Below are 25655 nucleotides of genomic sequence, written 5' to 3' on the forward strand. Positions count from 1 at the left end.
TAATTTTGTATTTCAGAATAGATAGATCGTAAAAAATCGTATCAGTTGACCTCGATCATAAGGAAAACTCGAAATATATTCATAACCAATGTTCAGTCTTGGATTAACACTATAGTTAACTCCATACCCAACTGAAATGGATAAATCTTGAATATTAATATGATTCGTTAAACCAGTGATGCTTTTGCTGTGAAGTTGCCCGGTATCATAGGCCGTATAATTATAAATTACCCAACGCTCATTTGAATAAAACTCGTTTTTGAGCACATTATAGTTATTAACTTCATTATCATGCTCAATGGCTAATCGCCTTTGTTCCAAGTTTAAATCTGATTGATCTAACAACTGCTCAGTATCTAGTAAAGTAGAATCACTTTCTGGTTGAAAAAAATCATAGGCCTGAACATATCCACTGTAAAAGATAATCAGCGCTGTAAAAATAGGATAAATATTTTTATGCACACACATTTTATTTTGCAAATCCAAAAAGGTAGCTTAAAGCTACCTTTTTTTGCAAGGGTTTAATTAACTTAAACCAATGACTGCAACAATTGCTGCGCAAGTACCCATAATTTTTTTGCCATAAGGTACATATCGCGTAAACAATGCACCTAGTGCTAAGCCACAGCAATAGATAAGTGCCATACCAGTAACCATACCAGCTACTAATGCAACAATATGTCCCGCATGTGCGAGTTCAACACCATGCGCTATACCATGAAAGCTTGCAAGTAATGCAGCAGCAATAGGCAAAATCCGATTTGATTTTGTCCATAGTGCAATCGCTGTAACAATCAAAGAAGCAATAATGCCGTATTCAGCCATACTCGCTGGCACCAAACCTTCAGCACCTACTAAAAAGCCTACAATTAAAGTAATACTTAAAGTAATGACTCCGGCAATTTTCCACTCTTTAGCTGCTGACCACAACAGGACACCAAAACCCAAAGCCATCACTAAATGATCGAGACCAGTAAAAGGGTGAATAAAACCTGCCATAAACCCTGAATGTGCATGATCATGCCCCGGGTGCGCCATAGCTAACACAGGTAACATGCTAAGGAGCCCGATACTACATTTTTTAATGAAATTCATAGTTACTCCTTAAGCCTTAAACAGCCCTTGCTTCTCAATAAATTGAATAATTTCTTCAAGCCCATCTTGTGTTTTCATGTTTGAAAATAAAAATGGCTTTTCACCACGCATGCGTTTTGCATCTTGATCCATCACATCAAGGTTTGCGCCAACCATAGGTGCAAGGTCAGTTTTATTAATAATCAGTAAATCTGACTTAGTAATACCCGGTCCACCTTTGCGTGGAATCTTTTCACCACCTGCTACATCAATAACATATAAAGTTAAATCAGAAAGTTCCGGGCTAAATGTTGCCGCTAAATTATCACCACCACTTTCAATAATAATCAGCTCTAAGCCATCAAATTTTTCGCATAGATCATCAATCGCAGCCAAGTTAATTGAGGCATCTTCACGAATTGCTGTGTGTGGACAACCACCTGTTTCCACACCCACAATACGATCTGGCGACATCGCTTCATTACGGGTTAAAAAGTTTGAGTCTTCTTTGGTATAAATGTCATTTGTCACTACAGCCATATTGTATTTATCACGCAAGGCACGGCATAAATTAAGCGTAAGTGCTGTTTTACCTGAACCCACCGGTCCACCAATTCCGACTCGTAATGGACTACGTTCTGTCATGATTTTTATCCTTTTATTTCCTAATTTTTAAGATCTGAATAACCGTGAATATTGAGTCTCATGTTTCATGCTCAGCATGGCATAGCGAGGTAAAGCACTACTCAATTGCTCATCTTTAAGTTTTAAAGCTTTCTCTACAGCGTGTGGTACCAGCCCATGCAAATGCCACAAAATTCTTTGTCCTGCCATTTGGCCCAATGGGACTGTTTTTACGGCTGCTAAAACCTGATTTTCTAAAACGGTAAAGGTATAAGCTGTGAGTACATCCACATCTTTAAGTTCTAAACGACCGCAAAGCTGCGCATAGACAGGTACAAAACCCAACTGCTTTTTAACCTCAACCGTTTTTTTTAAAACATCTTTAATCCATGCATTTAAGGAAAATGCCAACTGCTGCGATTCAGCCAAAAGCTCTTTACTTTCTCGACTCGCCTTATATAAATTTGCCCAAATCAAGAACTCATCTGGCTCATCATAATATTGCATAAGACGCTTAAGTACAGGTAGCTCAAAGCGTACTAGCAGCATTTCCAGCACTTCTTCGAAATAAGCAATTGCTGAGGTTTCATCATGTATTAGGCCAATATCAATGGCTGTTTCTACACCTTGTGAATAACAATACGCTCCAACTGGCAATGCCGTTGAAGACAGTGTCAGTAATTGCAGTAATTGCGCAGCATTATGAATGGACATGGTGTAAAGCTTTTATTGGGCTTAAGCGATGGTCATGACTATGCTGAGCATAGGCACCGCTTTCAGGTTCAAAAGGATGATCTGTTTCTGTCACTGTCAGCCCCAACCCTTCTACCATTTCTGCAAGCACATGATCGGGCTCAAAATACAAAGCTGTAGGTGTCAGCATTAATGGCACATGTCGGTTACCTAAATGATAGGCAGCTTTAAGTAAATCAAAATCGGTTTGAGCAGTAACTCGCATTAACCGTTCAGGCTTGGCATCAACACGTAATACATCCCCCTCTTGCGTTGCAATATATGAACCACTACGCAAAATGCCGGTACGCGGTAAATCAGCACCAATATCGATGCCACTCGCTAAAGCCGCTCGAAACCGTGATTTTTGGCGGGTATCAAAAGTCAGCTCAACCGTTTCAAATGCCTGATCAGGAGAAATATCTTCAAGTCGTTGGGTGTAAATTTTCATTTAGCTTTTCTCTCCTTATTTATTTCTTTCATATATAAGGTAATGAGGCAAATCACCTCTATAAATTCATTAAAACAAGAAATAACGCTGTGCCATGGGTAACACATCAGCAGGTTCACATGTTAATAGTTCACCATCTGCTCGTACCTCGTAAGTTTCGGGATGCACATGCATGACTGGACAATATGTATTGTGTTTCATATCGGCTTTGGTAATTGCACGCGTGTTCTTACACGGACTGATTAACTTTTTAAGATTTAGCTTCTCAGCAACTTTTTCATCGATTGCGACTTGAGATAAAAAGGTAATACAGGTGTTATGTACACCACGCGGATAAGCCCCAAACATTGGACGGTAATGCACGGGTTGAGGTGTCGGAATAGAGGCATTAATGTCACCCATCGGTGCTGCCGCAATCATGCCACCTTTAATAATCATGGAGGGTTTCACACCAAAAAAGGCCGGCTTCCATAACACTAAATCAGCAAGTTTCCCGACTTCGATTGAACCAATTTCATGACTTAAACCATGGGTAATTGCTGGGTTAATTGTATATTTGGCAATGTAGCGTTTAACCCGATTATTATCATGAAACTCATTGTCACCCTCTAATGGACCACGTTGAATTTTCATTTTGTGGGCAGTTTGCCAAGTTCGTAAAATGACTTCACCCACACGACCCATTGCTTGAGAGTCAGAAGACATCATGGCAATAGCACCTAAATCCTGCAAAATATCTTCAGCGGCAATGGTTTCACGGCGAATACGACTTTCCGCAAAAGCAATATCTTCAGCAATTGCAGGGTCTAAATGATGGCAAACCATGAGCATATCTAAATGCTCATCAATGGTATTAATAGTATAAGGTCGCGTTGGATTAGTTGAAGATGGCAAGACATTACTTTGCCCAATTGCTTTTAAAATGTCGGGAGCATGTCCACCACCTGCACCTTCGGTATGGTAGGTATGAATGGTACGGTCTTTAAATGCGGCCAGCGTTTCTTCTAAAAAACCACCTTCATTTAAAGTATCCGTGTGAATCGCAACCTGTACATCGAACTCATCTGCCACACTTAAACAGTTATCAATGGCTGCTGGTGTTGAGCCCCAGTCTTCATGTAATTTTAATCCAATTACCCCAGCTTTAATTTGCTCTCGAATTGGGTCTGGCAAACTCAAATTACCTTTGCCCAATAAGCCAATATTCATAGGCAAATCATCAATTGCCTGCAACATGGTCGCAATATGCCAAGGCCCTGGAGTCACTGTTGTTGCCGAAGTACCTGCCGCAGGTCCTGTACCGCCGCCAACCATTGTTGTTGTACCCGACATGAGTGCAGTTTCAACTTGTTGAGGACAAATCCAGTGAATGTGGGTATCAATACCACCTGCTGTTAAAATTTGCCCTTCACCCGCAATCACTTCTGTTGCAGCCCCTAAAGGGATGGTAATGTCAGGTTGAATATCGGGGTTGCCGGCTTTTCCTATTTTCCAGATTCGGCCATTTTTTAAGCCAACATCAGCTTTTACAATTCCCCACCAATCTACAATTAAAGCATTGGTAATGACCGTGTCAGCAACTTCATCGGCTAAAAGTTGAGATTGCCCCATCCCGTCACGAATAACTTTTCCACCACCAAATTTAACTTCTTCACCATAGGTCGTTAAATCTTGTTCAACCTCAATAAAAAGCTCTGTATCAGCTAGGCGAATACGATCTCCAACCGTTGGACCAAACATTTCAGCATATGCACGACGTGACATTTTCATAATTTTTTACTCATATCTTTCATTATGGTTGTTATGTTTAATCCAGCTTACCCATGACTCGGCCTGCAAAACCATATACTTCTCGCTTACCAGCTAAAGCAACAAGTTCCACTTCTCGGCTTTGCCCAGGTTCAAAACGTATTGCAGTACCCGCTGCAATATTTAAGCGAAAACCTTTTGCTGCTTCACGGTCGAACTGAAGTGCATCATTGGCTTCATAAAAATGAAAATGAGAACCGACTTGAATAGGCCTGTCGCCAAGATTAGCCACTACAACTTTTAAAGTTTCTCGTCCAACATTTAGTTCAATGTCAATCTCTGGAGTAATGATTTCGCCGGGGATCATAAGCGTTCCTTTTATACGATTGGCTGATGAACAGTGACTAATTTCGAACCATCAGGAAAAGTTGCTTCAACCTGAACCTCAGCAATCATTTCCGCTACACCATCCATGACATCTTCACGCTTTAATAAGGTGGTACCGTAATGCATCAAATCACTGACCGTCATTCCATCTCGTGCACCTTCAAGTAAGGCTGCAGATATAAATGCAACTGCTTCTGGATAATTCAGCTTTAAACCTCGCGCTTTACGACGCTCAGCCACCAAGCCTGCGGTAAAAATGAGTAACTTGTCTTTTTCTGTTGGATTGAGTTCCATATCTCTTTCCTAATAGCATCTAGTTTTCTTTAAGCAAAATGCATGCTCAAAAGCAGCATACTTGTTTTAATCGTTTTTTAAATACGCAATTTAACGTAAATTAGGTTTTCCAAATTCTTGGAAATTCTTCATCTAAATCAAACCAATAACGTCTTAATCTTGCTCTTATAGCCGCAAAAGCATCATGGCAATGTCGCACATCATTTCCTAAAAAACGTGCACACAGTACATCTTCTAGTAACGTCAAAGTCACAGGCACATCCATACGCATAATGAGTTCACGGATGAGTTCAACATGTTGCTCTAAATAAAATGAAGAACGGAATTTCTCAGGAGGTACAGCCCAAAAACTTGCCATCACGGCTTGATTATTCATACCTAAACATGAGCTTAACCAGCGATCTCCACCTTCAAAATACAAAGTATCGGCAACTAATAATTTATTTTCACGCCATAATTTAAACTGGTTGTGATAACTTCCCTGAACGAAATTTTCAGCCCGAGCCTGTCGGCCCAACACCAGCATATCCCATCCAATAAAACTTGCTGTTTGTTCAAGGTAAATATGTGTTTCCGAGTATGCTACAGCACCGTCAAACAACATAGTTTCCTGTGGCATCCACTCTAAAATAGAGTCATTTTTTACAGTCAAATAAATATGCTGAAAAGCTTGTTTGCCGTTGGTTCTATACCATTTCCCAGCTCCAGGCGTGGTAATCACCGCATGTGCCTGCTCTGCTGTTTCAATTTGGAAAGTAAGATGATCACCTCCTGCAATACCTGCTGGTGGATGAACAATAATAGCGTGGCAAACTCCTGTCTTTTCTGGCCAAAGCATTTTTTGCACCCGAACAGGGCCATAATGTTTTCGATGACTCATTATGGTGCGAGAATTTTTAAAACAGAAACCGAGATCTAATTGGGCATACCAAAATGGTGCTGAAGAACTCTGAGAAAATTGTTGAATCCGATTCATTTTGGCTCATTTTTAATCATGGCTTTCTTAATAAGCAAAATATGCACCAAATACAAAAAGAGGTCATTACAAACTTAGAAACAATTTTTTTTATTTTAATGAGTTAAAAAACAAGCAATGTCTAACATAAAACCACAGTAAAGCATGGAATTATTTATACAATAGCGCCCATCCTCGCTCTTATAAATTTTTTCCATGAAAATCTTTTTCGTGTTAGTACCTTTTGTATTTTTAACTGGGTGTATTTTTGGCCAATCTAGTGAGGTCAAACGCGCAGAAAAACTATTAAATAATTTTCAATGTAAAAATGTTGAAACAAGTGAAATGCCTACAAGCTCTATCAACTCTTATTACCAACAGACTTTAGCGGTGAGTAAAGATAAAGCGACCTCTTATGTAGAAAGCTATAAAGAAGGTGAAGAATTATTCGCTATGCCTTTAGATGAAGTGGTAAAGAAGCAGTATGAACTTTATAAAGCAGCATGTGACTCTCTAGGTGGCGTTTCTGCACAGCCATAATTTAAAAAAGGTATCCATTAAATGACTTAAATGGATACCTCTACCCCACCAAGTTAATTTAAAAATTACTATTTCAAAGCGTCCAACAAGTATTCACTTTACCTTTTGATAAAATTAAGCAACATAGTAACGCTTTTATTTTCTTTTATTTTTTCCTAGGCTTTAACTACTTTTTATTTTTATTTTGAGGTTTTGGTCATTATGAAAAAATCATTATTAGCAATTGCACTTATGAGTACTCTTCTTGTCGCATGTAATAAACACGAAAATAAAACAGAGACAACTTCTGATGCATCTACCCCTGTGCAAACTACTGAAGCAAGTAATGCTGTTGCCGTAGATACTGAACATACAGCAGAGAACTCACTAGATTGGAACGGCAAATATAAAGGAACACTTCCATGTGCAGACTGTGAAGGCATTAAAACCGAATTAAAATTAAAAGATGATAAAACTTATGAGTTGACTGAAACTTATTTAGGTAAAGGCGATACAAACCCATTTGAAACACATGGTAAGTTTGCTTTCGATAAAGACAATACCTCTGTTATTACCTTAGATGATAAAGCTCAAAACCGTAAATTCTTTATTGGTGAAAATACAGCGACTGCTTTAGATATGGAAGGTAAAAAAGTTGAAGGTTCTTTGGCTGAACATTATGTGTTGAAAAAAGAAGATTAATGAATTTTTCAATATAAACAAAAAAAACCGCTCATTTGAGCGGTTTTTTTATGAAGTCAATTCTTAGTGAGCTGAGAATTGGTTCATTGTGTTTTTAGAATCGTCACCAGCTTTAAGTGCGTTCTCACCAGCAAAGATTTCTTTGTGGTCATCACCGATGTCTGAACCAGCCATTGCTTGGTGTTTCACACATGCGATACCGCCACGGATTTCTTTACGTTGTACGCCAGCAACATAAGCTAACATACCTTGGTCACCGAAATAACCTTGTGCTAATTCGTGAGTAGAAAGAGCAGCAGTGTGGTATGTAGGAAGTGTGATCAAGTGATGGAACACACCAGCTTCACGCGCAGCGTCTGCTTGGAAAGTACGGATTTTTTCATCAGCATCAGCAGCTAATTCAGTGTTGTCGTACTCAGCGCTCATTAATTTAGCACGGTCGTAAGCAGACACATCTTTACCTTCGGTAACCCAACGGTCATACGCTTGTTGACGGAAGTTTAAAGTCCAGTTGAATGATGGGCTGTTGTTGTAAACAAGCTTCGCATTTGGAACTACTTCTTTAACACGGTTAACCATGTGTGCAATTTCTTTTACGTTTGGAGTCGGAGTTTCGATCCAAAGTAAGTCAGCACCGTTTTGAAGGCTAGTGATACAGTCAAGTACAACACGGTCAATCTGAGTGCCTTCACGGAATTGATATAAACCAGAAGCTAAACGAGTTGGGCGGTGTAACTTGCCATCACGTTTAATTAAGATTTCATCATCAGTTGCTTCAGAGATATCAATTTCTTGAGTGTCTAAGTAGCTAATATATTTAGATGCGATGTCGCCTGGCTCTTTAACTACTGGAATGCTTTGAGTAAGGTCAGCACCTTCAGAGTCAGTACGAGCAACGATAACACCTTCTTCTACACCTAATTCTAAGAATGCATAACGAAGAGCATGGATCTTAGCGATGAAGTCAGCATGTGGAACAGTTACTTTACCAGCTTGGTGACCACATTGTTTTGCATCAGATACTTGGTTTTCGATTTGAAGCGCACAAGCACCAGCTTCAATCATTTTCTTAGCAAGTAAGTAAGTTGCTTCTTCGTTACCGAAACCAGCATCGATGTCCGCAATAATTGGCACAACGTGAGTTTCGAAGTTGTCGATTTGAGCTGTGATTTCAGCTACTTTCGCAGAGTCACCCGCTTCTTTTGCTTTGTTTAAAGCACGGAATAAGTCATTTAATTCTTTTGCATCAGCTTGACGTAAGAAAGTGTAGATTTCTTCGATCAAAGCAGGTACTGAAGTTTTTTCGTGCATAGATTGGTCAGGAAGTGGACCGAATTCTGAACGAAGTGCAGCAACCATCCAACCAGAAAGGTAGATATAACGTTTGCTAGTAGTACCGAAGTATTTTTTGTTAGCAATCATTTTTTGTTGAGCGATGAAACCATGCCAGCAACCTAATGATTGAGTATATTTGCTTGAATCAGCATCGTATTCAGCCATATCACGACGCATAATCGCAGCTGTATACTTAGCAATATCTAAACCTGTTTTGAAACGGTTTTGAAGTTGCATACGAGCAGCATCTTCTGGGCTAATGTCTGCCCAAGTGTTGCCGAATTTTGATTTTAATTCACGTACTGCATCAATCGCTGTTTGATATGTAGTCATGATATTGTCCTGTATTCATTTTAGGATTTCATCGATCGAAGCCTAGAGTCATGTTACTTAAATTTCTTATGACACCAGCTGCTTCTTCATGTACACAGCTTAGACTTAGCCAATCAATTAATCCAATATCCTTGGTTAATCTTCAGTATTTATTTAAAAAATATACCAATAAATCGATATTATAAGTAAAACTAAAAAACATAACACTTTGTTTATAAAAACAAAATAATCCTAAAGGAGTATAGTATTTTGATCAAAAAACTATCCAAGTTTTATTTTTATACAATTTTTGAGATTTTTCCATTCATTTTTAGTGTTAAAAGTCAATTGTAAATTAGGCGACTTTTGCCAATGAAAAAAGTCAATCAACATGCTAGAACAATACTAAATATTAATTAAAAATATTCCATCCCCAATTACAAATATAAAAACAGATCAAAGATAACAAAATAGAGCATTTGAGGTGTTTTTCAGGCATACTTAATTTCAACAAAAAATGTCGTTTTTCTCATCATTTTTTCACACAATGTTCTTTAAATATGGCATAATTTGAAACAATTTTAGGGTTTTATTTTCGGTATTTTTTTTATGAATCTGGAGCGGGTAGATCTTAATCTATTAATATATCTTGATGTTCTTCTTCGTGAAAAAAACGTTACGCGCGCAGCCGAACAGCTTGGTGTTACTCAGCCTGCCATGAGTAATATTTTACGCCGTTTGCGTAATTTATTTAATGACCCTCTCCTGATCCGTTCATCTGAAGGGATGACACCGACAGAACGTGCACTTGAATTACAACCACGTATTCGTGATGCCCTTTCTGATCTTTCCATGATTTTGGAACCGCGTACCGAATTCCGCCCTTATACCAGTAATCGCGTTTTCCGTATTATGACTTCTGACTATGCAGAAGCAACCCTAGTCCCACGTCTTGTTAAAGCCCTACGCTCTGAAGCACCAAACGTTGTACTCGATTTTCTTACACCAAGTGATGTGTCATATAGAGACATGGAACAAGGTAAAGTTGATTTAGCTATTAACCGCTTCAATGAAATACCACAAAGTTTCCACCAAGTTTTAGTTTGGCGTGATAGCTTTAGCTGTATTTTAAATGACAAACACCCTGCTGTTACTCATTTAAATTTAAAAAGCTATTTAGATGCTCAACATATTTGGGTATCTAAAACTGGTATGGGTGTTGGTTTTGGGGTAAACCCAGACAAACAAGGTGGCCTAGGCTGGATTGATCAAGCATTAGAACGTATTGGTCAACGTCGTAAAATTTCTGTATTTACGCGTCACTATCAAATGCCAGCATTGCTTGCTCAAAACGTTGACTTGATTGCAACACTTCCAACTCGAATGGCACGCTTACAAGCACAAAATCCAAAATTAGTCATTAAAGATCCACCGTTTTATATTCCTGAGTTCGAACTTAAAATGGCATGGTGTCCTCTATTACACCATCACCCAGCTCATCGCTGGTTACGCCAACTTATCCTATTCGTTGCTCGCCAAATGATCGAAGAGGAAAATCGTGAGTTTCTAACCAATAATTCACAATTTTCCCACTATTAAATAAATTTTAATTTAATTGTCTCTTTCCAACATTATCTTAAGCGCTGAGTAATCAATCTGATTACCTCAGCGCTTTTTTGTGTTAAAACATAGTCATAATAATGATGATCCTCGGGTGATTTGTGAGTCTCTTTCAAAATATCATTATCATCGTACTGCTCATCATCGCAGCAGGCTTTTTATCTTTAACTGAAATCGCTCTAGCTGGTGCCAGAAAAGTAAAGTTAAAAATTTTGGCCGAAGCTGGCGAAGAACGTGCTCAACAGGTACTTGATTTACAAGAACAATCTGCAGACTTTTTTGCAGCATCCCAAATTGGCCTAAATGCTGTCGCAATCTTAGGCGGTATCTTGGGTGAAGCTGCATTTCGTCCTTTCTTTGTCAACTTAGTTGACCGCTTTTACCAAGGTCCTTGGACACAAACGATTGGTTTTGCCCTATCTTTCACTTTGGTAACTTCTTTATTTATTTTATTTGCCGATCTCATGCCAAAACGCTTGGCTATGATTGCACCTGAAAAAATCGCAATTAGTGTCATTAACCCTATTCAGATTTTTATTAAAATCTGTAAGCCTTTAGCTTGGGGAATCAACGCAATTGCAAACTTGTTATTCCGCTTATTTAAAGTAAATACAACACGTGAAGACAATATAACTTTTGATGATATTTCAGCAGTTATGGATGCTGGTGCCCAAGCAGGCGTACTTCAGAAACAAGAACATCACTTTATTGAAAATGTATTTGAACTTGAAGAACGCACAGTGCCATCAAGTATGACCACGCGTGAAAATGTTGTTTACTTTACTTTAAATGAACACGAAGACAGCATTCGACAAAAACTGGCAGAATATCCTTATTCTAAATTTTTGGTGTGTAATGAAAATATTGATCAGGTCATTGGTTATGTAGATGCAAAAGACTTTCTGGTTCGTATTTTAAATAATCAATCACCTACACAGTTAAATGAATCTACTATTCGTAATGTTCTGATGATACCAGATACATTAACACTATCAGAATTGCTGGATCGCTTCCGATCAACAAAAGAAAAGTTTGCCGTTGTAATTAATGAATATGCGCTTGTGGTTGGTGTAATTACACTAAGTGATATCATGATTACCGTTATGGGTGACTGGGTTACCCCTATTGAAGAAGAACAGCAAATTATTAAACGCGATAATAACTCTTGGTTGATCGATGGTAGTACACCTATTGAAGATCTTAAGCATGCGCTTGAAATTGATGAAATGCCTGATGAAGAAAATTATGAGACGCTCGCAGGTTTTATGATGTACCGTTTACGCAAAATTCCTCGTCCAGCAGATTTTGTGGAATTCGGTGGTTATAAATTTGAAGTTGTCGATGTAGACCATTTTAAAATTGATCAGTTATTAGTAACCCGCGTATTAGAAAAATCTGATTTACAACCTCCATCAGATGAAAATTGATTTATTTTGGTGCAAAATATCCTGCTAATTAAAGCAGGATATTTTTTAATACAATACATCTCTTTTAAATTAGCAATTAATTTAAATATACTCATATTAAAAGTTTAATTTATAATCTTAATCACATTTTCAAATATATAAATTAACCCTTTAATTAAAATAAAATTTTTTAATTAAATTGAAATAAAAAATTGCATATAAAAGATTTACAGCTTCCTCTTTCTTGTGTAACGTAAGCATTACAAGCATTGTAAATGGGTATACTTCTCATTTCAGCATTCAAACTAAATATAAATTCTAAAAATACATGATAATTTTAAATATGATAAAGGCTTTATAAGTTCTTATAATAAGTGCTATATATTATAAATAGACTATACCATTAATATATATGTTCAGTATTTCCACAGAATATACCTTGCCAAGTGAATATATATTAACCAAATAAACTAAATATATTATTTGTCTTTTTAATAAAAATTCATAAGAATAATCAAAGTCAGAGTTTTGAATAAACTTGTTCAGTAAAACTAAAGGCAAAGGATTGATTGTATGCTGACATTACTTGGTGTTGGCATGATTTTATGCTTCATGTATTTAATCATGTCCAAACGTTTAAGCCCTATTATTGCTTTAATTCTTATCCCATTTATTTTTTCTCTTATCGCCTGGGGCCTTGGTCACTACTTTGAAAGCTTAAGTCATATTGAGCTTAAGGGTCTCAGCGAAATGATGCTAGAAGGCATCAAAAAACTTGCGCCTACTGGCGTAATGTTATTATTCGCGATTTTATATTTTGCCTTAATGATCGATGCAGGTCTTTTCGATCCTCCAGTTAAATGGATTTTGAAAAAAGTTAAAGGTGATCCTTTAAAAATTACATTAGGCACTGTTTTCTTAACTACATTAGTTTCTCTTGATGGTGATGGCTCAACGACATACATGATTTGTGTAGCAGCGATGCTCCCTCTCTATCAACGCCTAGGTATGAATACACTCATCATGACAGCACTTATGTTGTTATGTAGTGGTGTAATGAACCTTACACCATGGGGTGGCCCTACTGCCCGTGCAGCGAGTGCGCTTCAAGTTGATCCAAGCCATATTTTTGTACCAATGATCCTTCCAATGGTGATTAGCATTGGTTGGTTATTCTTCTTGGCATATTTATATGGTCGTTATGAGCAAAAGCGTTTAGGCGTGATTGAGCTTGAAAGTCACCACGGCGACAACATTACTGTTTCAAAAGATCCAGAAGCGACTCGTCCACATTTACGTAAAGTAAATATGGTGCTCACCATTCTTCTTATGATTGCATTGATCAAAGGTATTTTACCTATGTCAGTGTTATTCATGCTGGCGTTCTGTATTGCAATGCTCATCAACTACCCTGATGTTGATATGCAGAAAAAGCGTATCGCTATGCATGCAGATAGCATCTTGGCTGTTGTAGGTTTAATTTTTGCGGCAGGTATTTTTACAGGTATCTTATCTGGCACAGGCATGGTTGAAGCAATGTCTAAAGAATTTGTCGCAATGATTCCTGCAAGTATGGGTCCATATCTCGCACCAATTACAGCTTTCGTAAGCATGCCATTGACCTTCTTTATGTCAAATGATGCATTCTTCTATGGTGTATTACCTATTCTTGCTGAAGCTGCTTCACATTATGGTATTAGCCCAGAAGCGATTGCACGTGCTTCTATTGTAGGCCAACCTGTACACTTATTATCACCACTTGTTCCATCAACTTACTTGTTATGCGGTCTTGCTAAAGTCGATTTTGCAGACCATCAAAAGTTCACTTTTAAGTGGGCATTTATTACTTGTATGGTGTTAATGGGTACAGCATTAGTGATTGGTGTTTTCCCACTTTTTAGTGCGGTCTAACTACATTCTGCTATAAAAAATAAAAGCCCCAATTGGGGCTTTTATTTTTATTTATTCACATACTCAATCATGGCATCTAAGAACGCATGAAAGTGCAAGCCAATATCTTCTTCTAAAATTTTATAGGCATTATCAAATTGCACCATTGGCCAACCTTCTTTCCAAAATGGGAAGATGTCATGCAAGTCATGAGTAACAATTGCATCTTCTCGCACAATTGCTTGTGAAATTTGTGCCAAAACTTGCGCTGTTTCTGCACCATCAATAGCTAAATAATCAATACCACGTGCTTTTAAAATACGAATTCGATCTTTTTTATAGCGAATTTTTTTAGCTTGAGCTGCATTTAAACCTAATGCAAGAGTAACTGCCTCTACAAATTTCTCTTCAAAATTTGTATTTAGTGCCACCAAAGCTTGTTTATGCGCTTCCTGACGTCCTGCTTTCCCCCCGCTACGGATGATTTCATTTGCTTCCGTATCAAGCTTATCTTTTTTCATCGACTGTAAAATGTCTAAAATTTCGATATCGCTTAAAGATTCAGGAGATTGCTCAAACATAGGAGTCCTTATACATACAACTAAAGGCACATTCTCTCATAAAAGCGATATTAAAGCAGAACAAAATTTTAAACAGCCTATCACCGTGACTATTTTTATAGTCCTAACTTCACAGATTACACTCATAAAATCAAATAATTCTTTGGTTATAAATTTTAATGTTTGCCAAATTAATTTTACCCTGATAATATTATTTTACCCTGATAAAAAATATGTGGCAAAAATGAATACTACAATCACCTATACTGCTTTTACTGGAAGTACACTTATTGCAAGCGACTCTCTTGTTGAACTTGCAAAAAAACTCAAAGATCTTCCTCAAACAACGGAAAATATTCTGATTTTTAATGATCAAACAGGTCAACAAATTGATCTTGATCTTTCTGGTTCGGAACAAGAATTTCAACAACGTTATGCTGAGCCGGAAGAAATTAAAAAAGTTGGACGACCTAAACTTGGTGTAATTTCTCGTGAAATCACTTTACAGAAAAAACATTGGGATTGGTTAGATCAACAAAGTGCAAGTGCATCAGCAGTGATTCGCAAGTTAATTGATAAAGAGTTAAATAACCCAAATTCTGAAGGCAATATTATGCTCGCCAAACAAGCCATCGACCGTTTTATGTCTGCCATGTTAGGTAATATGCCAAATTATGAGGAAGCAACACGTGCCCTATATCAAGGCGATCGGGATACATTTTTAAAGATGATCCAGAGCTACCCTAAAGATTTAAGAGAATATTTAACTTTAAAAGCTCAAAATATTTTCTAAACTCAATAAAAAACCCGCTTACGCGGGTTTTTTAGAACTCATTTTCAATCTATTAAAGACGAACCAATTCCACGATTTTTTCTACTGCTTCTTCTACAGTTTCAGCAGCTATCTCTGTATCTATACCTTCCACAGAAGTTGTGATAATTACAACACCCGTCTCACGTAATAGAATCAATTGCTCAGCTGTTAAGTTTGCTTTCGCGATCGCAACTACACCTTGCTGAATCAGCAAACTTTCTAAGACTTGAGCTTTTTCAATTAATTGGGCAGAAACACCAATCACCGCAGGTTTTTGACCTAAACGAGCAGCACGGTCTTCGGCAGTAACAGCATTGCTATGAGCAGTCCATTCTACTGCCGCCTCTACCATGCCCGCGCCAACAGTCACATTACTTAAACGGTCAATAAAAATAAATGAACCTGTGTAACGCGAATCTTGATAACGGTCAAACACGACTGGAGCATCGAACTCAACCACAACATCCGCAATTGCATTTAACTCAAGCTCTTCGACCTGAGTATGCTCAAGTGTATTTACGTTCACACGATAGTGAATATTAGTCACTTTTGCTGGAACAGTTTGTGTACCAATCTTAATGTTGTACAACTTACCTTTTACAAGCGGGTGCTCATTCATCCATACCACAGAAGCACGAACGCTACGTGAAATTAATGGTTGCTCGCCAGCACGCACCAAAACGTTACCACGGCTAATATCAATTTCGTCATTTAACGTTAATGTAACTGCTTGACCAGCCACTGCTTGCTCAAGGTTACCGTCAAAAGTAACGATTTCTTTAACCGTAGAACGCTTACCAGAAGGTAACGCTACAATTTCATCACCAACATTGATTTCACCTAAAGCAACAGTACCCGCAAAACCACGGAAGTCGAGGTTTGGACGGTTCACATATTGAACAGGGAAACGGAATTCATGTTTGTTAGATTCGCGGCTAATTTCCACAGACTCAAGAATACTCATTAAGGTCTGACCTTTGTACCAAGGAGTATGAGCAGATGGATTTACAACGTTATCGCCATTTAAAGCAGAAATTGGAACAAATAAGATATTGGCTGGGCGACGATCACCTAACTGGCTCACGAATGCATCATATTCAATCTGAATTTCAGTAAAACGCTCAGGTGAATATTCAACCAAGTCCATTTTATTAATGGCAACAACAATATTCTTAATACCAAGCAAACTTGCAATAAATGTATGACGACGAGTTTGAGTTTGTACACCATAGCGCGCATCAATCAAAATGATTGCAAGATCTGCAGTCGATGCACCAGTTGCCATGTTACGGGTATATTGTTCATGCCCTGGGGTATCCGCAATAATAAACTTACGCTTTTCTGTTGAGAAATAACGGTAAGCTACATCAATGGTAATGCCTTGTTCACGTTCTGCTTGCAGACCATCTACCAGTAATGCCAAGTCTGGTGCATCACCCGTAGTTCCTACTTTTTTACTGTCACGCGTTACTGCTTGTAATTGATCTTCATAAATCAATTTTGAATCGTAAAGTAAACGGCCAATTAAGGTACTTTTACCGTCATCTACGTTACCGCAAGTCAAAAAGCGTAAAAGATCTTTTTGTTCATGCTGTTTTAAATAAGCCAGAATATCTTGGCTGATTAAGTCTGATTGATGAGACATTGCTCAAACTCCACAAATTTAGAAACTGTCTTAGAAATAGCCTTCTTGCTTTTTCTTTTCCATTGAGCCTGCTTCATCATGGTCAATCATACGACCTTGACGCTCAGAACTTGTTGCCAATAACATTTCCTGAATAATTTCTGGCAATGTATCAGCTTCAGACTCAACTGCACCTGTTAATGGGTAACAGCCAAGCGTACGGAAACGTACAGACTTCATTTGCGGAACTTCACCCTCTTTTAAACGCATGCGTTCATCATCCACCATAATAAGCGTACCACTACGCTCAACCACAGGACGAACAGCAGAGAAATAAAGAGGAACAATTTGAATATTTTCTAAATAGATATATTGCCAAATATCTAACTCTGTCCAGTTTGATAATGGGAATACACGAATACTTTCGCCTTTGTTCACTTTACCATTGTAAAGGTTCCAAAGTTCAGGACGCTGGTTTTTAGGGTCCCAACGGTGCTTACTATCACGGAATGAATACACACGCTCTTTCGCACGTGATTTTTCTTCATCACGGCGCGCACCACCAAAAGCAGCATCAAATTGATATTTATCCAAAGCCTGTTTTAAAGCTTGGGTTTTCATAATATCTGTATATTTTGAGCTACCATGATCAAATGGATTGATCCCTGCTTCACGGCCTTCTTTGTTCTGATGAACAATTAAATCAAAGCCATGGGTTTTTGCCATGTTATCGCGAAACGCAATCATGTCTTTAAACTTCCAACCTGTATCTACGTGTAATAAAGGAAATGGAAGTTTCGCAGGATAAAATGCTTTTAAAGCAAGATGAAGCATTACAGCCGAGTCTTTACCAATTGAGTAAAGCATGACTGGATTTTCAAATTCTGCCGCAACTTCACGAATAATATGAATACTTTCAGCTTCAAGTTGCTTGAGATGTGTAAGTCTTGATTCAGTCATGAACACGTCCTTCTCTATCCATTTTGCCCATAAAATCTAGAAGTGGTATTAAACCACCACTTAGAAGACCATGTGGAGGAACGAGTGCCATAACAACTCCAATTTTTTGTGATAAATAATCCAACTACATGCCTTTATGAGGCTTATAGCATTAGTTATGCATTATAGTGATTTAAAACTGTTTTCTTTTGCTTGTTTTTTCATATTGATATTCAAATTCATCATATAAATGTAAAATACTGATTCGCATAGATAACATGTCCATCCTAGCTCGCATCGTTAACCGAAGCAAATCACGATCTCATCTTTAGATTTCTTTAAATACCATAAAAAAAGAGAAGCCATTTTAGCTTCTCCTTTTCATCAGCAATATTTAAGTCTTAAAAACCAAACATTTTACGTTCTAACGGAATTTCAATACCAATAGATGCACCTGAATCATTACCCTCTAAATCAGAGTCACTAATCCAACCATTAATTTTTAATGGAAGATCAGGTTTGATGTAATGCGTCCAAGTTAAATCAAGCGCTTTAATTTTATCTTCTTTAGGGAACGCTTTATTAATTGCAAGATTAGACTCATTCACCTTAACAACCATTGCACGGCCACTTAAGCGATTCATCGTGTCAAAGCGAATATCACCACCGACAGAGTACATTTGACCATCACCACCCATTGCATGTCCTAAAGGGAAACCATGCTGATAATAACCATCAGTATATTGATGGTGACTATATGAAATGCCTTTTACATCGCCATTAGTACGCGTATCTGCCCATTCAGCATAAAGTTGGTAAGGCATATTTTTAACGATAGAAGAATAATCAGCACCAGCTAAATACATCTTCTTCGATGGCAAACCACCTGCTTCATCTTCACCTATATATTGTCCATACACGCTAACTGGAATATTAAACAAAGGTTGTAATTGTAAACGAGCATCAAAACCTGCTAGCTGATTAGATGCATTGTCTTCACCCACACAACTATTTTCAGTACAACCATTATCTTTACCAATAACGGCATTCCAATACGCCTTAAAACTATCTGGTTGCCCATCACCACCAATCTGAATTGCTCTTGAAGCACCAATTTCTAAAGCAGGAACTGGACGCGCAGTTACACGCATACCTAATAATTTAGCATGAGGAACAGCTTTATAATCATCTAACTGACCTGCAAATAATTGGTATTGCCAAGGCCCAATCCAAGATAACCATTTATTTTCAAAAGCGTCTTGTACAGCACGCTGCATGGTTACCCCATAAACGGGACGACTTGCATCACCACGGATTAAACTACCATCATGCCCAGGTCCCCACCACGTTGGAATTTGACCTGCAACAACCCATTGATTCCAGAGTTTCCCAGCGACATACGAACCTTCCACATTAACATCACGTCCACTATCAATTTGTGGATCTTTTTCTGCGTTTACACGGATTTTTGCATCCCAGTTTTCACCGCCCGCATTAAACTCTACAGAACCTTCATACTGTGATTTATGATTATTCCCAAATGCTTGAGGAATATCTTTGATATCTGTTCCAGCAAAAGCACCTACTTTAACTGTATCATTATCTGCTTTTAATGCATTGAGAACTGAGTTAATAACTTTTTGTTGAGCTGGATGCGTTACTTTAGCCTGAGAGAGTGCACGCTGAATTTCATCACCACTTAAAGGCCAAGTAGAAGTGCTGATGTTAATAACACCTTGTTGATTCAACCAATTTAAATCTGTACGTAAATCATCATTATTAAGCACCAAACCTTGGGCAAAAACAGCCGATGAAGCAGTTGCCAATAATGCAATCGAAAGTGTTTTTCTTAAAAACATGTCAGCACAATTCTCAAAGTTATTTATGAGCAACACATTAATTTTTTTATCGCAAATTTGCAATTGTTAAACTGTGCAATTACATTTTTTAACGTGCTCTTAAGTTTTCTATAATTTAAGTGTTTTTTATATATAAATAGTGAATAAAAAAGGCAGTATAAACTGCCTTTTTCTGTTTTGAAGATTAAATTAACCTTCTTTACGACGCATATGCGGGAATAAAATTACATCACGAATACTTGGTGCGTCTGCAAAAAGCATAACTAAACGGTCAATACCAATACCTTCTCCCGCTGTTGGCGGTAAGCCGTACTCAAGCGCTTCAACAAACTCTGCATCATAATGCATTGCCTCATCATCGCCCGCGTCTTTTTCAGCAACCTGAGCTTGGAAACGTTCAGCCTGATCAATCGGGTCATTTAACTCGCTAAAACCGTTTGCCAATTCACGACCACCAATGAAGAATTCAAAACGATCGGTAATGTGCGGATTGTCATCATTACGGCGAGCAAGTGGAGAAGTTTCCGCTGGATATTCAGTAATAAAGGTAGGTTGACGAAGTTTAGTCTCAACTGTTTCTTCAAAGACAATCGTTTGAAGCTTACCTAAACCAAAACCAGGCTTAACTTCTTCTTTCAGCTCTTCACGCACAAATTTTGCAAGGAATTCACGATCACCGACATTTTCTGGTGTGAACTGAGGGTTATTCTCTAAGATCGCATCAAACATAGAGATTTTCTTGAATGGCCCTTTAAAGCTGAACACTTCGCCTTGGTAAGGCACATCAGTTGTACCTAAAATATCAAGAGCTAACTTTTCAAGCATGTTTTCAGTTAAAGCCATCAAGTCTTTATAATCAGCATATGCTTGATAAAACTCGATCATTGTAAATTCAGGGTTGTGACGTGTTGACACCCCTTCATTACGGAAGTTACGGTTAATTTCGAACACACGTTCAAAACCACCAACAACCAAACGCTTTAAGTAAAGCTCAGGTGCGATACGCAAGAATAACGGCATATCTAGAGCATTGTGATGCGTTTCAAACGGACGTGCAGACGCACCACCCGGAATTACATGCATCATTGGCGTTTCAACTTCCATGAAACGTTCATTTGTTAAAAATGCGCGAATACCTGCAACAACTTTTGCACGAATTTCAAAAGTCTTACGCGTTTCTTCATTCACGATTAAGTCAAGGTAACGTTTACGGTACTTAACTTCTGTATCGTTCAAACCATGAAATTTATCTGGTAATGGACGAAGTGATTTTGTAAGAAGTTCAAAACCTTCAAGGTGTACATACAAATCACCTTTACCAGAGCGACCGATATAACCTTCAGCAGCAATAATGTCGCCTAGGTCTAAACCTTTAATGGTTTCAAGAATATCTTTTGGTAAACCTTTGCGGTCAACATATAACTGGATACGACCAGTCATGTCTTGGATTACCATGAAAGAACCGCGGTTCAACATGACACGACCAGCAACTTTTACATAGACATGTTCAGCGCTTTCAATCTGTTCTTTCGACTGATCTTTAAATTGTTCTTGTAGATCAGCAGCGTAGTGTTCACGTTTGAATGTATTTGGCCAAGGACTTTTTCCAGTATCCTTTGCAACATCTTGGATTTGCTTTAATTTGGCATGACGCTGTGCAATTAAATCGTTTTCGGAAATAGTTGGTTCAGAAGTCGATTGAGCGTTTTGTTGCGTCATCTCTGCCTCGATTTAAGTAAAAATGAAGTGGCATAGCTTAACAGATTGCTGAGGTTTTTCGAATGATTTCAATCAAACAAAAATGAAAAAAGTCAAAGCAGTCAAACTAAAGGCGTTTTGAATGAAGAAAATTACTTAGACCAATCGCTAAGATCATTTTTTTTAGCTTTAAGTAAAATATAAAAAAATCCAAATAACCTCGATTTTTAAAAGGCCTATTTTGCCTTTTATTTTATCTATGAGATTGTGTAGCAAATAATGAAAATTCTATTTTTACATGGCTTGGATTCTTCTCGTGAATCAACAAAATTCCATGCCATTTTACATCCTGAAAAATTTTGTATTGATGTGGATTATCGTAACTTAAGTTATGCCTCAGTGAAGGACTTTTATCATCAAGCAATTGAAACGATTAAACCAGATTTATTAGTCGGCCATAGCCTTGGTGGCTACTGGGCTTTAAAAACAGCTGCTCAACATAAATTAGCTGTTGTTGTTGCCAATCCAAGCCTTAATCCTAGTTTTCGTAATGATTATCCCGACCTTTGTGATGAAGATCTTGATCACTCTAATCCTAAAATGGCTTATTTAGAATTAGGAGACGAGCAACTTGATATGTATCAAGTACAGGAAAAGCTTTCACCTTATATGACAGTAGAAACATATGACGGAGGCCATCATCGTCTTGCTTATCCTTCTCGTCTCAATGATCTGATTTCTAAAATTCATAAAAAATACTTTGCCTAAACAACCAACTGAGCAAGATGAACTAGCTCCCTTCTGCAATATGTTTTACAACTTCAAAACCTTGAACAAAGCCACTTTTTAACATGCCGATATATTCAGGTAAGGTGGCCAATTCAACTTTTAAAGTTGTAGTATTCCCATTTTGGCTTAAAAAATATTTTTCTAGGGAACCACTCCAGCCTTTCACCTCTTCACTTTCTAAGTCTTCCTTACCCTCTTTAATCATTCCTAAATGTTTAAAAATTAGCACCTCAGGCTTTTTCAATTCTTCAATGGTCGAAACCATTCCATTTCCTTCTCCGTCTAGAAAATATGTTTTACCACCAATCTTCCAGTCAGTACGCATTGAAGAATCTGGCGCAAAGAATTTCGTCCATGCATTATATGTCTCGCTATTCCAGAGTATATTCCATACTTTTTCTATAGGCGCGTTAATTTCTACTTCATATACTAGAATTTCCATATTCAATTTCCTTATCTCTGTTACTCAAGTGTTCAATAAACTTTCTCGTTTTATATAAACATCAATTTATCTGTCTATTTATTAATCAGCTTATGTTTTTAAGAACTTTATTTATATAAATGCTTTGTTCTTTTTGTAACCCTTCATATCACTTAAAACCTTATTACATTAATAAGTGAATAAAAACATATGATTTATTATGTGCTTATGTTGAAGTTTTGCCTAAATAACCAGTTATTTGTCTCGATATGCCATTCATCTTTGCTTACGAATGATTAAACTCCCTTATGTGCTTTACTTTAAATGTAGAACTGCGTAAAAATTTGATACCCGATCAAAGCTACATTAGTTATTATTGAACGGATCGTAGTTACATTATTAATAGATGGAATAGTTTTACTGAAAGGCAGCTTTGAGCAAACTTATCAGTGCGGAGAGTCTCATGAAAAAATATCAATGTATCGTTTGTGGATGGATTTACGATGAAGCAGAAGGTTGGCCACAAGACGGCATTGCAGCTGGAACAAAATGGGAAGATATCCCTGATGATTGGACTTGCCCTGATTGTGGCGTTTCAAAAGCTGACTTTGAAATGATCGAAATCTAATGTCTTAACCTAAAAGGCCATGATTTACATGGTCTTTTTTATATATCACCAATCACCGTATTAAATGAACAATTCTAATTCTGGAGAAAAAAATGCATCCAATCGTCATTATCGGATCAGGCATGGCGGGTTATACCTTAGCACGTGAGTTCCGTAAGCTTAACCCAGAGCAAGAACTTGTGATGATTTGTGCGGATGATGCGGTGAACTATGCAAAACCAACGTTATCTAACGCTTTTGCAGGTAAAAAGGCTCCGGAACAAATTCCGTTAGGTGATGCTGCAAAAATGAGTGCACAGCTCAATATGCGTATTGAACCTTTTACATGGGTGAAAGAAATTTTAGCTGAGCGTCATGAGCTTGTTCTGGAGAAAGATGGGGTAACTTCAAATCAACCCTATTCAAAACTGATTTTAGCCGTTGGTGCTAACCCGATTCGTCTTGCAATTGCAGGTGATGGTAGTGATGACATTCATGTGGTGAACTCACTGATTGATTATCGTACCTTCCGCGAAAACCTGGCTCAGCGCAAAGATAAACGTGTTGTGATTTTGGGTGCTGGTTTAATTGGTTGTGAATTTGCTAATGACTTACTTCATAGTGAATATGATGTAACGGTAATTGATTTAGCACCTCAACCATTAGGCCGTTTGTTACCGTCACACATTGCTTCAGCTTTCCAAGAAAATCTTGAAGAAGCTGGAGTTAAATTTGCATTAGGCACTACCGTTGAAAAAGTAAGTAAAATCAATAACGGTGAAGATTACGCCGTTACATTAGCAAATGGTCAAACTTTAGTTGCTGATATCGTGCTTTCAGCAATTGGCCTACAACCAAATATTTCTCTTGCTCAAAGCGCAAATATTCAAACCAGCCGTGGTGTAATTACTAATAGCTTGCTTGAAACGAATCAAGCAGATATTTATGCGATTGGTGACTGTGCGGAAGTGAACGGTACCCTGCTTCCATATGTAATGCCAATTATGCAACAAGCGCGTGCTCTAGCAAAAACATTAAGCGGCCAACAAACAAATGTACATTACCCTGCAATGCCAGTTGCGGTAAAAACCCCGGCTGCACCACTTACAGTTTTACCGGCACCGGTTGATGTCGATGTAAATTGGGAAACTGAAGAATTCGACGATGGTATGCTTGCTAAAGCAATTGACAATGAAGGAACATTGCGTGGTTTCGTATTGTTAGGTGCAACAGCAGGCAAGCAACGTTTAACGTTAACTAAGCTTGTTCCAGATCTTATTCCTGCCCAAGCATAAGGTTTAAACTGGGAATACTCGCTCAAGAGTATTCCTTCAAGGAATGCATAACATGAATAGCGCCTTACAATTTAGTATTTCACCCTACACTCCTTTTATGCAAGAAACCAAAGTCAACTTAGGCAATGGTATTGAATTGCATGTAGAAGTAGGTGGAAAAGCAGAGCATCCGACCATTTTGCTAATTATGGGCTTAGGTGCCCAAATGCTATTTTGGCCGGACTTTTTCTGTAAATCGCTCATTGATCAAGGTTTTCGTGTTATTCGTTTTGATAACCGTGATATTGGCCTTTCTTCAAAAGTTCGTCATCAGGGTAAACGTTTAAATACCATGAAGTTGATGGGACGCTTTGCATTAGGGCTAAAAAATCAGGGCGCACCTTATACATTGTATGATATGGCAGACGACGTATCGATGCTTCTCGACCGTTTAGGTGTAAGTAAAGCACATGTGGTCGGTGCATCAATGGGTGGTATGATTGCCCAGATTCTTGCTGCAAAATATCCGGAAAAAGTAGAAAAATTAGGTTTGATGTTTACCAGTAACAACCAACCTTTTTTACCACCACCGTTTCCTAAACAACTTTTAAGCTTGATTGGCAAGCCTGAATCACGTGATGAAGAAGGGATTGTTAACCACAGCTTAAAATTATTCCAATTGATTGGTTCTCCTGGTTATATTAATCATATTGAAGCCGTTCAAACTGCACGAAAACTTTATCAACGTAGCTATTATCCTGCTGGTGTACTTCAACAGTTTTTAGCAATATTATGTACAGGTTCCTTACTGCAACTGGACCGTGAAATTAAGCAACCCACCATAGTCTTACATGGCTCTCGTGACCGCTTACTTCCACCAAGCCACGGTAAGGCTGTAGCAAAAGCAATTTCCGGTGCTAAGTTTGAATTAATTGATGGAATGGGGCATGATATCCCTGCCCATTTTATTCCACAGCTTAGCGGTTTATTTGCGCATCATTTTAAATCATCATACTAGGA

At 37.9% G+C, this 25655-nt stretch carries 27 protein-coding genes; 10 read left to right on the forward strand and 17 right to left on the reverse strand.

What is annotated here, in order from left to right; translation table 11 throughout:
* Positions 1–12: 12 nt before the first annotated feature.
* From RMA95_RS16855 to RMA95_RS16895, 9 genes are all read right to left on the reverse strand, one after another.
* On the reverse strand, positions 13–468 hold the full coding sequence (locus tag RMA95_RS16855) for a hypothetical protein (protein ID WP_311072317.1): 456 nt from the start codon (positions 466–468) through the stop codon (positions 13–15).
* Positions 469–525: 57 nt separating this feature from the next.
* On the reverse strand, positions 526–1095 hold the full coding sequence (locus RMA95_RS16860) for a HupE/UreJ family protein (RefSeq protein ID WP_311072067.1): 570 nt from the start codon (positions 1093–1095) through the stop codon (positions 526–528).
* A gap of 9 nt (positions 1096–1104) precedes the next feature.
* The gene (ureG, locus tag RMA95_RS16865; protein WP_000140200.1) at positions 1105–1719 is read right to left on the reverse strand and encodes an urease accessory protein UreG; all 615 of its coding nucleotides are present in this window, start codon (positions 1717–1719) and stop codon (positions 1105–1107) included.
* A 27-nt stretch (positions 1720–1746) separates the two neighbouring features.
* On the reverse strand, positions 1747–2412 hold the full coding sequence (locus RMA95_RS16870) for an urease accessory UreF family protein (protein WP_311072069.1): 666 nt from the start codon (positions 2410–2412) through the stop codon (positions 1747–1749).
* Positions 2399–2881 carry an urease accessory protein UreE gene (ureE, locus tag RMA95_RS16875; protein ID WP_311072070.1) on the reverse strand — a complete coding sequence of 161 codons (483 nt, stop codon included), beginning with the start codon at positions 2879–2881 and terminating at the stop codon, positions 2399–2401. The genes RMA95_RS16870 and ureE overlap by 14 nt, the downstream gene beginning before the upstream one ends.
* Positions 2882–2950: 69 nt before the next feature.
* Entirely contained in the window at positions 2951–4651 is a 1701-nt protein-coding gene (gene ureC, locus RMA95_RS16880; RefSeq protein WP_311072072.1) for an urease subunit alpha, read from the reverse strand.
* Positions 4652–4688: 37 nt separating this feature from the next.
* On the reverse strand, positions 4689–4997 hold the full coding sequence (locus RMA95_RS16885) for an urease subunit beta (protein WP_311072075.1): 309 nt from the start codon (positions 4995–4997) through the stop codon (positions 4689–4691).
* Between the two features lie 11 nt (positions 4998–5008).
* Complete coding sequence (ureA, locus tag RMA95_RS16890) at positions 5009–5311, reverse strand: urease subunit gamma (protein WP_039248685.1); 303 nt, start codon at positions 5309–5311, stop codon at positions 5009–5011.
* 100 nt (positions 5312–5411) lie between these two features.
* Complete coding sequence (locus RMA95_RS16895; protein ID WP_311072080.1) at positions 5412–6287, reverse strand: urease accessory protein UreD; 876 nt, start codon at positions 6285–6287, stop codon at positions 5412–5414.
* A gap of 195 nt (positions 6288–6482) precedes the next feature.
* Here RMA95_RS16895 and RMA95_RS16900 point away from each other — a divergent pair, with 195 nt between their 5' ends.
* Both RMA95_RS16900 and RMA95_RS16905 read left to right on the forward strand, forming a co-directional pair.
* Complete coding sequence (locus tag RMA95_RS16900) at positions 6483–6806, forward strand: hypothetical protein (RefSeq protein ID WP_188198314.1); 324 nt, start codon at positions 6483–6485, stop codon at positions 6804–6806.
* A gap of 201 nt (positions 6807–7007) precedes the next feature.
* A complete protein-coding gene (locus RMA95_RS16905; RefSeq protein ID WP_022575036.1) occupies positions 7008–7487 on the forward strand; it encodes a copper resistance protein NlpE in 480 nt (159 codons plus the stop codon).
* Positions 7488–7550: 63 nt separating this feature from the next.
* On the opposite strand, the gene RMA95_RS16910 is transcribed toward RMA95_RS16905, so the two are convergent.
* Positions 7551–9155 (reverse strand): isocitrate lyase, encoded by a 1605-nt coding sequence (locus tag RMA95_RS16910; RefSeq protein ID WP_311072084.1) that lies wholly within the window; start codon positions 9153–9155, stop codon positions 7551–7553.
* A gap of 588 nt (positions 9156–9743) precedes the next feature.
* Between RMA95_RS16910 and RMA95_RS16915 the strand changes: the two genes are divergently transcribed.
* The 3 genes from RMA95_RS16915 (at position 9744) to RMA95_RS16925 (ending at position 14071) form a co-directional block, all read left to right on the forward strand.
* Positions 9744–10733, forward strand: a complete 990-nt coding sequence (locus tag RMA95_RS16915) for a LysR family transcriptional regulator (protein ID WP_001047619.1) — start codon at positions 9744–9746, stop codon at positions 10731–10733.
* A gap of 122 nt (positions 10734–10855) precedes the next feature.
* On the forward strand, positions 10856–12181 hold the full coding sequence (locus RMA95_RS16920; RefSeq protein WP_311072087.1) for a hemolysin family protein: 1326 nt from the start codon (positions 10856–10858) through the stop codon (positions 12179–12181).
* A 552-nt stretch (positions 12182–12733) separates the two neighbouring features.
* A complete protein-coding gene (locus tag RMA95_RS16925; protein ID WP_263613171.1) occupies positions 12734–14071 on the forward strand; it encodes a CitMHS family transporter in 1338 nt (445 codons plus the stop codon).
* Between the two features lie 47 nt (positions 14072–14118).
* On the opposite strand, the gene RMA95_RS16930 is transcribed toward RMA95_RS16925, so the two are convergent.
* The gene (locus RMA95_RS16930; protein WP_263613170.1) at positions 14119–14631 is read right to left on the reverse strand and encodes a hypothetical protein; all 513 of its coding nucleotides are present in this window, start codon (positions 14629–14631) and stop codon (positions 14119–14121) included.
* A gap of 214 nt (positions 14632–14845) precedes the next feature.
* On the opposite strand from RMA95_RS16930, the gene RMA95_RS16935 reads away from it, so the two are divergent.
* The gene (locus RMA95_RS16935; RefSeq protein WP_311072090.1) at positions 14846–15403 is read left to right on the forward strand and encodes a DUF2239 family protein; all 558 of its coding nucleotides are present in this window, start codon (positions 14846–14848) and stop codon (positions 15401–15403) included.
* A 52-nt stretch (positions 15404–15455) separates the two neighbouring features.
* On the opposite strand, the gene cysN is transcribed toward RMA95_RS16935, so the two are convergent.
* From cysN to lysS, 5 genes are all read right to left on the reverse strand, one after another.
* A complete protein-coding gene (gene cysN, locus RMA95_RS16940; protein WP_311072091.1) occupies positions 15456–17069 on the reverse strand; it encodes a sulfate adenylyltransferase subunit CysN in 1614 nt (537 codons plus the stop codon).
* Between the two features lie 30 nt (positions 17070–17099).
* A complete protein-coding gene (cysD, locus tag RMA95_RS16945; RefSeq protein WP_000140408.1) occupies positions 17100–18008 on the reverse strand; it encodes a sulfate adenylyltransferase subunit CysD in 909 nt (302 codons plus the stop codon).
* The gene (locus RMA95_RS16950; RefSeq protein ID WP_002054314.1) at positions 18001–18132 is read right to left on the reverse strand and encodes a hypothetical protein; all 132 of its coding nucleotides are present in this window, start codon (positions 18130–18132) and stop codon (positions 18001–18003) included. Before RMA95_RS16950 ends, cysD begins: the two co-directional genes overlap by 8 nt.
* Positions 18133–18388: 256 nt before the next feature.
* Positions 18389–19846: a capsule assembly Wzi family protein gene (locus RMA95_RS16955; RefSeq protein ID WP_311072094.1), complete on the reverse strand. Its 1458-nt coding sequence runs from the start codon at positions 19844–19846 to the stop codon at positions 18389–18391.
* A 189-nt stretch (positions 19847–20035) separates the two neighbouring features.
* Entirely contained in the window at positions 20036–21565 is a 1530-nt protein-coding gene (lysS, locus tag RMA95_RS16960) for a lysine--tRNA ligase (RefSeq protein WP_263613166.1), read from the reverse strand.
* A 258-nt stretch (positions 21566–21823) separates the two neighbouring features.
* Here lysS and RMA95_RS16965 point away from each other — a divergent pair, with 258 nt between their 5' ends.
* A complete protein-coding gene (locus RMA95_RS16965; RefSeq protein WP_000697206.1) occupies positions 21824–22312 on the forward strand; it encodes a YqiA/YcfP family alpha/beta fold hydrolase in 489 nt (162 codons plus the stop codon).
* Between the two features lie 22 nt (positions 22313–22334).
* Here the strand turns inward: RMA95_RS16965 and RMA95_RS16970 are convergent, their stop codons facing one another.
* Positions 22335–22775 carry an SRPBCC domain-containing protein gene (locus RMA95_RS16970; RefSeq protein WP_311072098.1) on the reverse strand — a complete coding sequence of 147 codons (441 nt, stop codon included), beginning with the start codon at positions 22773–22775 and terminating at the stop codon, positions 22335–22337.
* 442 nt (positions 22776–23217) lie between these two features.
* Between RMA95_RS16970 and rubA the strand changes: the two genes are divergently transcribed.
* The 3 genes from rubA (at position 23218) to estB (ending at position 25653) form a co-directional block, all read left to right on the forward strand.
* Positions 23218–23382 (forward strand): rubredoxin RubA, encoded by a 165-nt coding sequence (gene rubA / locus RMA95_RS16975; RefSeq protein ID WP_000760495.1) that lies wholly within the window; start codon positions 23218–23220, stop codon positions 23380–23382.
* A 92-nt stretch (positions 23383–23474) separates the two neighbouring features.
* A complete protein-coding gene (gene rubB / locus RMA95_RS16980) occupies positions 23475–24656 on the forward strand; it encodes a rubredoxin reductase RubB (RefSeq protein WP_151687523.1) in 1182 nt (393 codons plus the stop codon).
* Positions 24657–24708: 52 nt separating this feature from the next.
* Positions 24709–25653, forward strand: a complete 945-nt coding sequence (gene estB / locus RMA95_RS16985) for an esterase EstB (protein WP_215899744.1) — start codon at positions 24709–24711, stop codon at positions 25651–25653.
* Positions 25654–25655: the final 2 nt, after the last annotated feature.

The sequence above is a fragment of the Acinetobacter sp. V110_1 genome, assembly GCF_031798975.1.
Lineage (GTDB): Bacteria > Pseudomonadota > Gammaproteobacteria > Pseudomonadales > Moraxellaceae > Acinetobacter > Acinetobacter nosocomialis_A.

Excerpts from the sequence above, each read along its gene's own strand:
- RMA95_RS16855 (WP_311072317.1), bottom strand. The coding sequence starts at position 468 with ATGTGTGTGCATAAAAATATTTATCCTATTTTTACAGCGCTGATTATC.
- RMA95_RS16870 (WP_311072069.1), bottom strand. The coding sequence starts at position 2,412 with ATGTCCATTCATAATGCTGCGCAATTACTGCAATTACTGACACTGTCT.
- ureG (WP_000140200.1), bottom strand. The coding sequence starts at position 1,719 with ATGACAGAACGTAGTCCATTACGAGTCGGAATTGGTGGACCGGTGGGT.
- RMA95_RS16955 (WP_311072094.1), bottom strand. The coding sequence starts at position 19,846 with ATGTTTTTAAGAAAAACACTTTCGATTGCATTATTGGCAACTGCTTCA.
- RMA95_RS16905 (WP_022575036.1), top strand. The coding sequence starts at position 7,008 with ATGAAAAAATCATTATTAGCAATTGCACTTATGAGTACTCTTCTTGTC.
- RMA95_RS16885 (WP_311072075.1), bottom strand. The coding sequence starts at position 4,997 with ATGATCCCCGGCGAAATCATTACTCCAGAGATTGACATTGAACTAAAT.
- RMA95_RS16965 (WP_000697206.1), top strand. The coding sequence starts at position 21,824 with ATGAAAATTCTATTTTTACATGGCTTGGATTCTTCTCGTGAATCAACA.
- ureE (WP_311072070.1), bottom strand. The coding sequence starts at position 2,881 with ATGAAAATTTACACCCAACGACTTGAAGATATTTCTCCTGATCAGGCA.
- RMA95_RS16970 (WP_311072098.1), bottom strand. The coding sequence starts at position 22,775 with ATGGAAATTCTAGTATATGAAGTAGAAATTAACGCGCCTATAGAAAAA.
- rubB (WP_151687523.1), top strand. The coding sequence starts at position 23,475 with ATGCATCCAATCGTCATTATCGGATCAGGCATGGCGGGTTATACCTTA.
- cysN (WP_311072091.1), bottom strand. The coding sequence starts at position 17,069 with ATGTCTCATCAATCAGACTTAATCAGCCAAGATATTCTGGCTTATTTA.
- RMA95_RS16915 (WP_001047619.1), top strand. The coding sequence starts at position 9,744 with ATGAATCTGGAGCGGGTAGATCTTAATCTATTAATATATCTTGATGTT.
- ureC (WP_311072072.1), bottom strand. The coding sequence starts at position 4,651 with ATGAAAATGTCACGTCGTGCATATGCTGAAATGTTTGGTCCAACGGTT.
- RMA95_RS16860 (WP_311072067.1), bottom strand. The coding sequence starts at position 1,095 with ATGAATTTCATTAAAAAATGTAGTATCGGGCTCCTTAGCATGTTACCT.
- estB (WP_215899744.1), top strand. The coding sequence starts at position 24,709 with ATGAATAGCGCCTTACAATTTAGTATTTCACCCTACACTCCTTTTATG.
- RMA95_RS16910 (WP_311072084.1), bottom strand. The coding sequence starts at position 9,155 with ATGACTACATATCAAACAGCGATTGATGCAGTACGTGAATTAAAATCA.
- RMA95_RS16895 (WP_311072080.1), bottom strand. The coding sequence starts at position 6,287 with ATGAATCGGATTCAACAATTTTCTCAGAGTTCTTCAGCACCATTTTGG.
- rubA (WP_000760495.1), top strand. The coding sequence starts at position 23,218 with ATGAAAAAATATCAATGTATCGTTTGTGGATGGATTTACGATGAAGCA.
- RMA95_RS16925 (WP_263613171.1), top strand. The coding sequence starts at position 12,734 with ATGCTGACATTACTTGGTGTTGGCATGATTTTATGCTTCATGTATTTA.
- lysS (WP_263613166.1), bottom strand. The coding sequence starts at position 21,565 with ATGACGCAACAAAACGCTCAATCGACTTCTGAACCAACTATTTCCGAA.
- RMA95_RS16900 (WP_188198314.1), top strand. The coding sequence starts at position 6,483 with ATGAAAATCTTTTTCGTGTTAGTACCTTTTGTATTTTTAACTGGGTGT.
- ureA (WP_039248685.1), bottom strand. The coding sequence starts at position 5,311 with ATGGAACTCAATCCAACAGAAAAAGACAAGTTACTCATTTTTACCGCA.
- cysD (WP_000140408.1), bottom strand. The coding sequence starts at position 18,008 with ATGACTGAATCAAGACTTACACATCTCAAGCAACTTGAAGCTGAAAGT.
- RMA95_RS16930 (WP_263613170.1), bottom strand. The coding sequence starts at position 14,631 with ATGTTTGAGCAATCTCCTGAATCTTTAAGCGATATCGAAATTTTAGAC.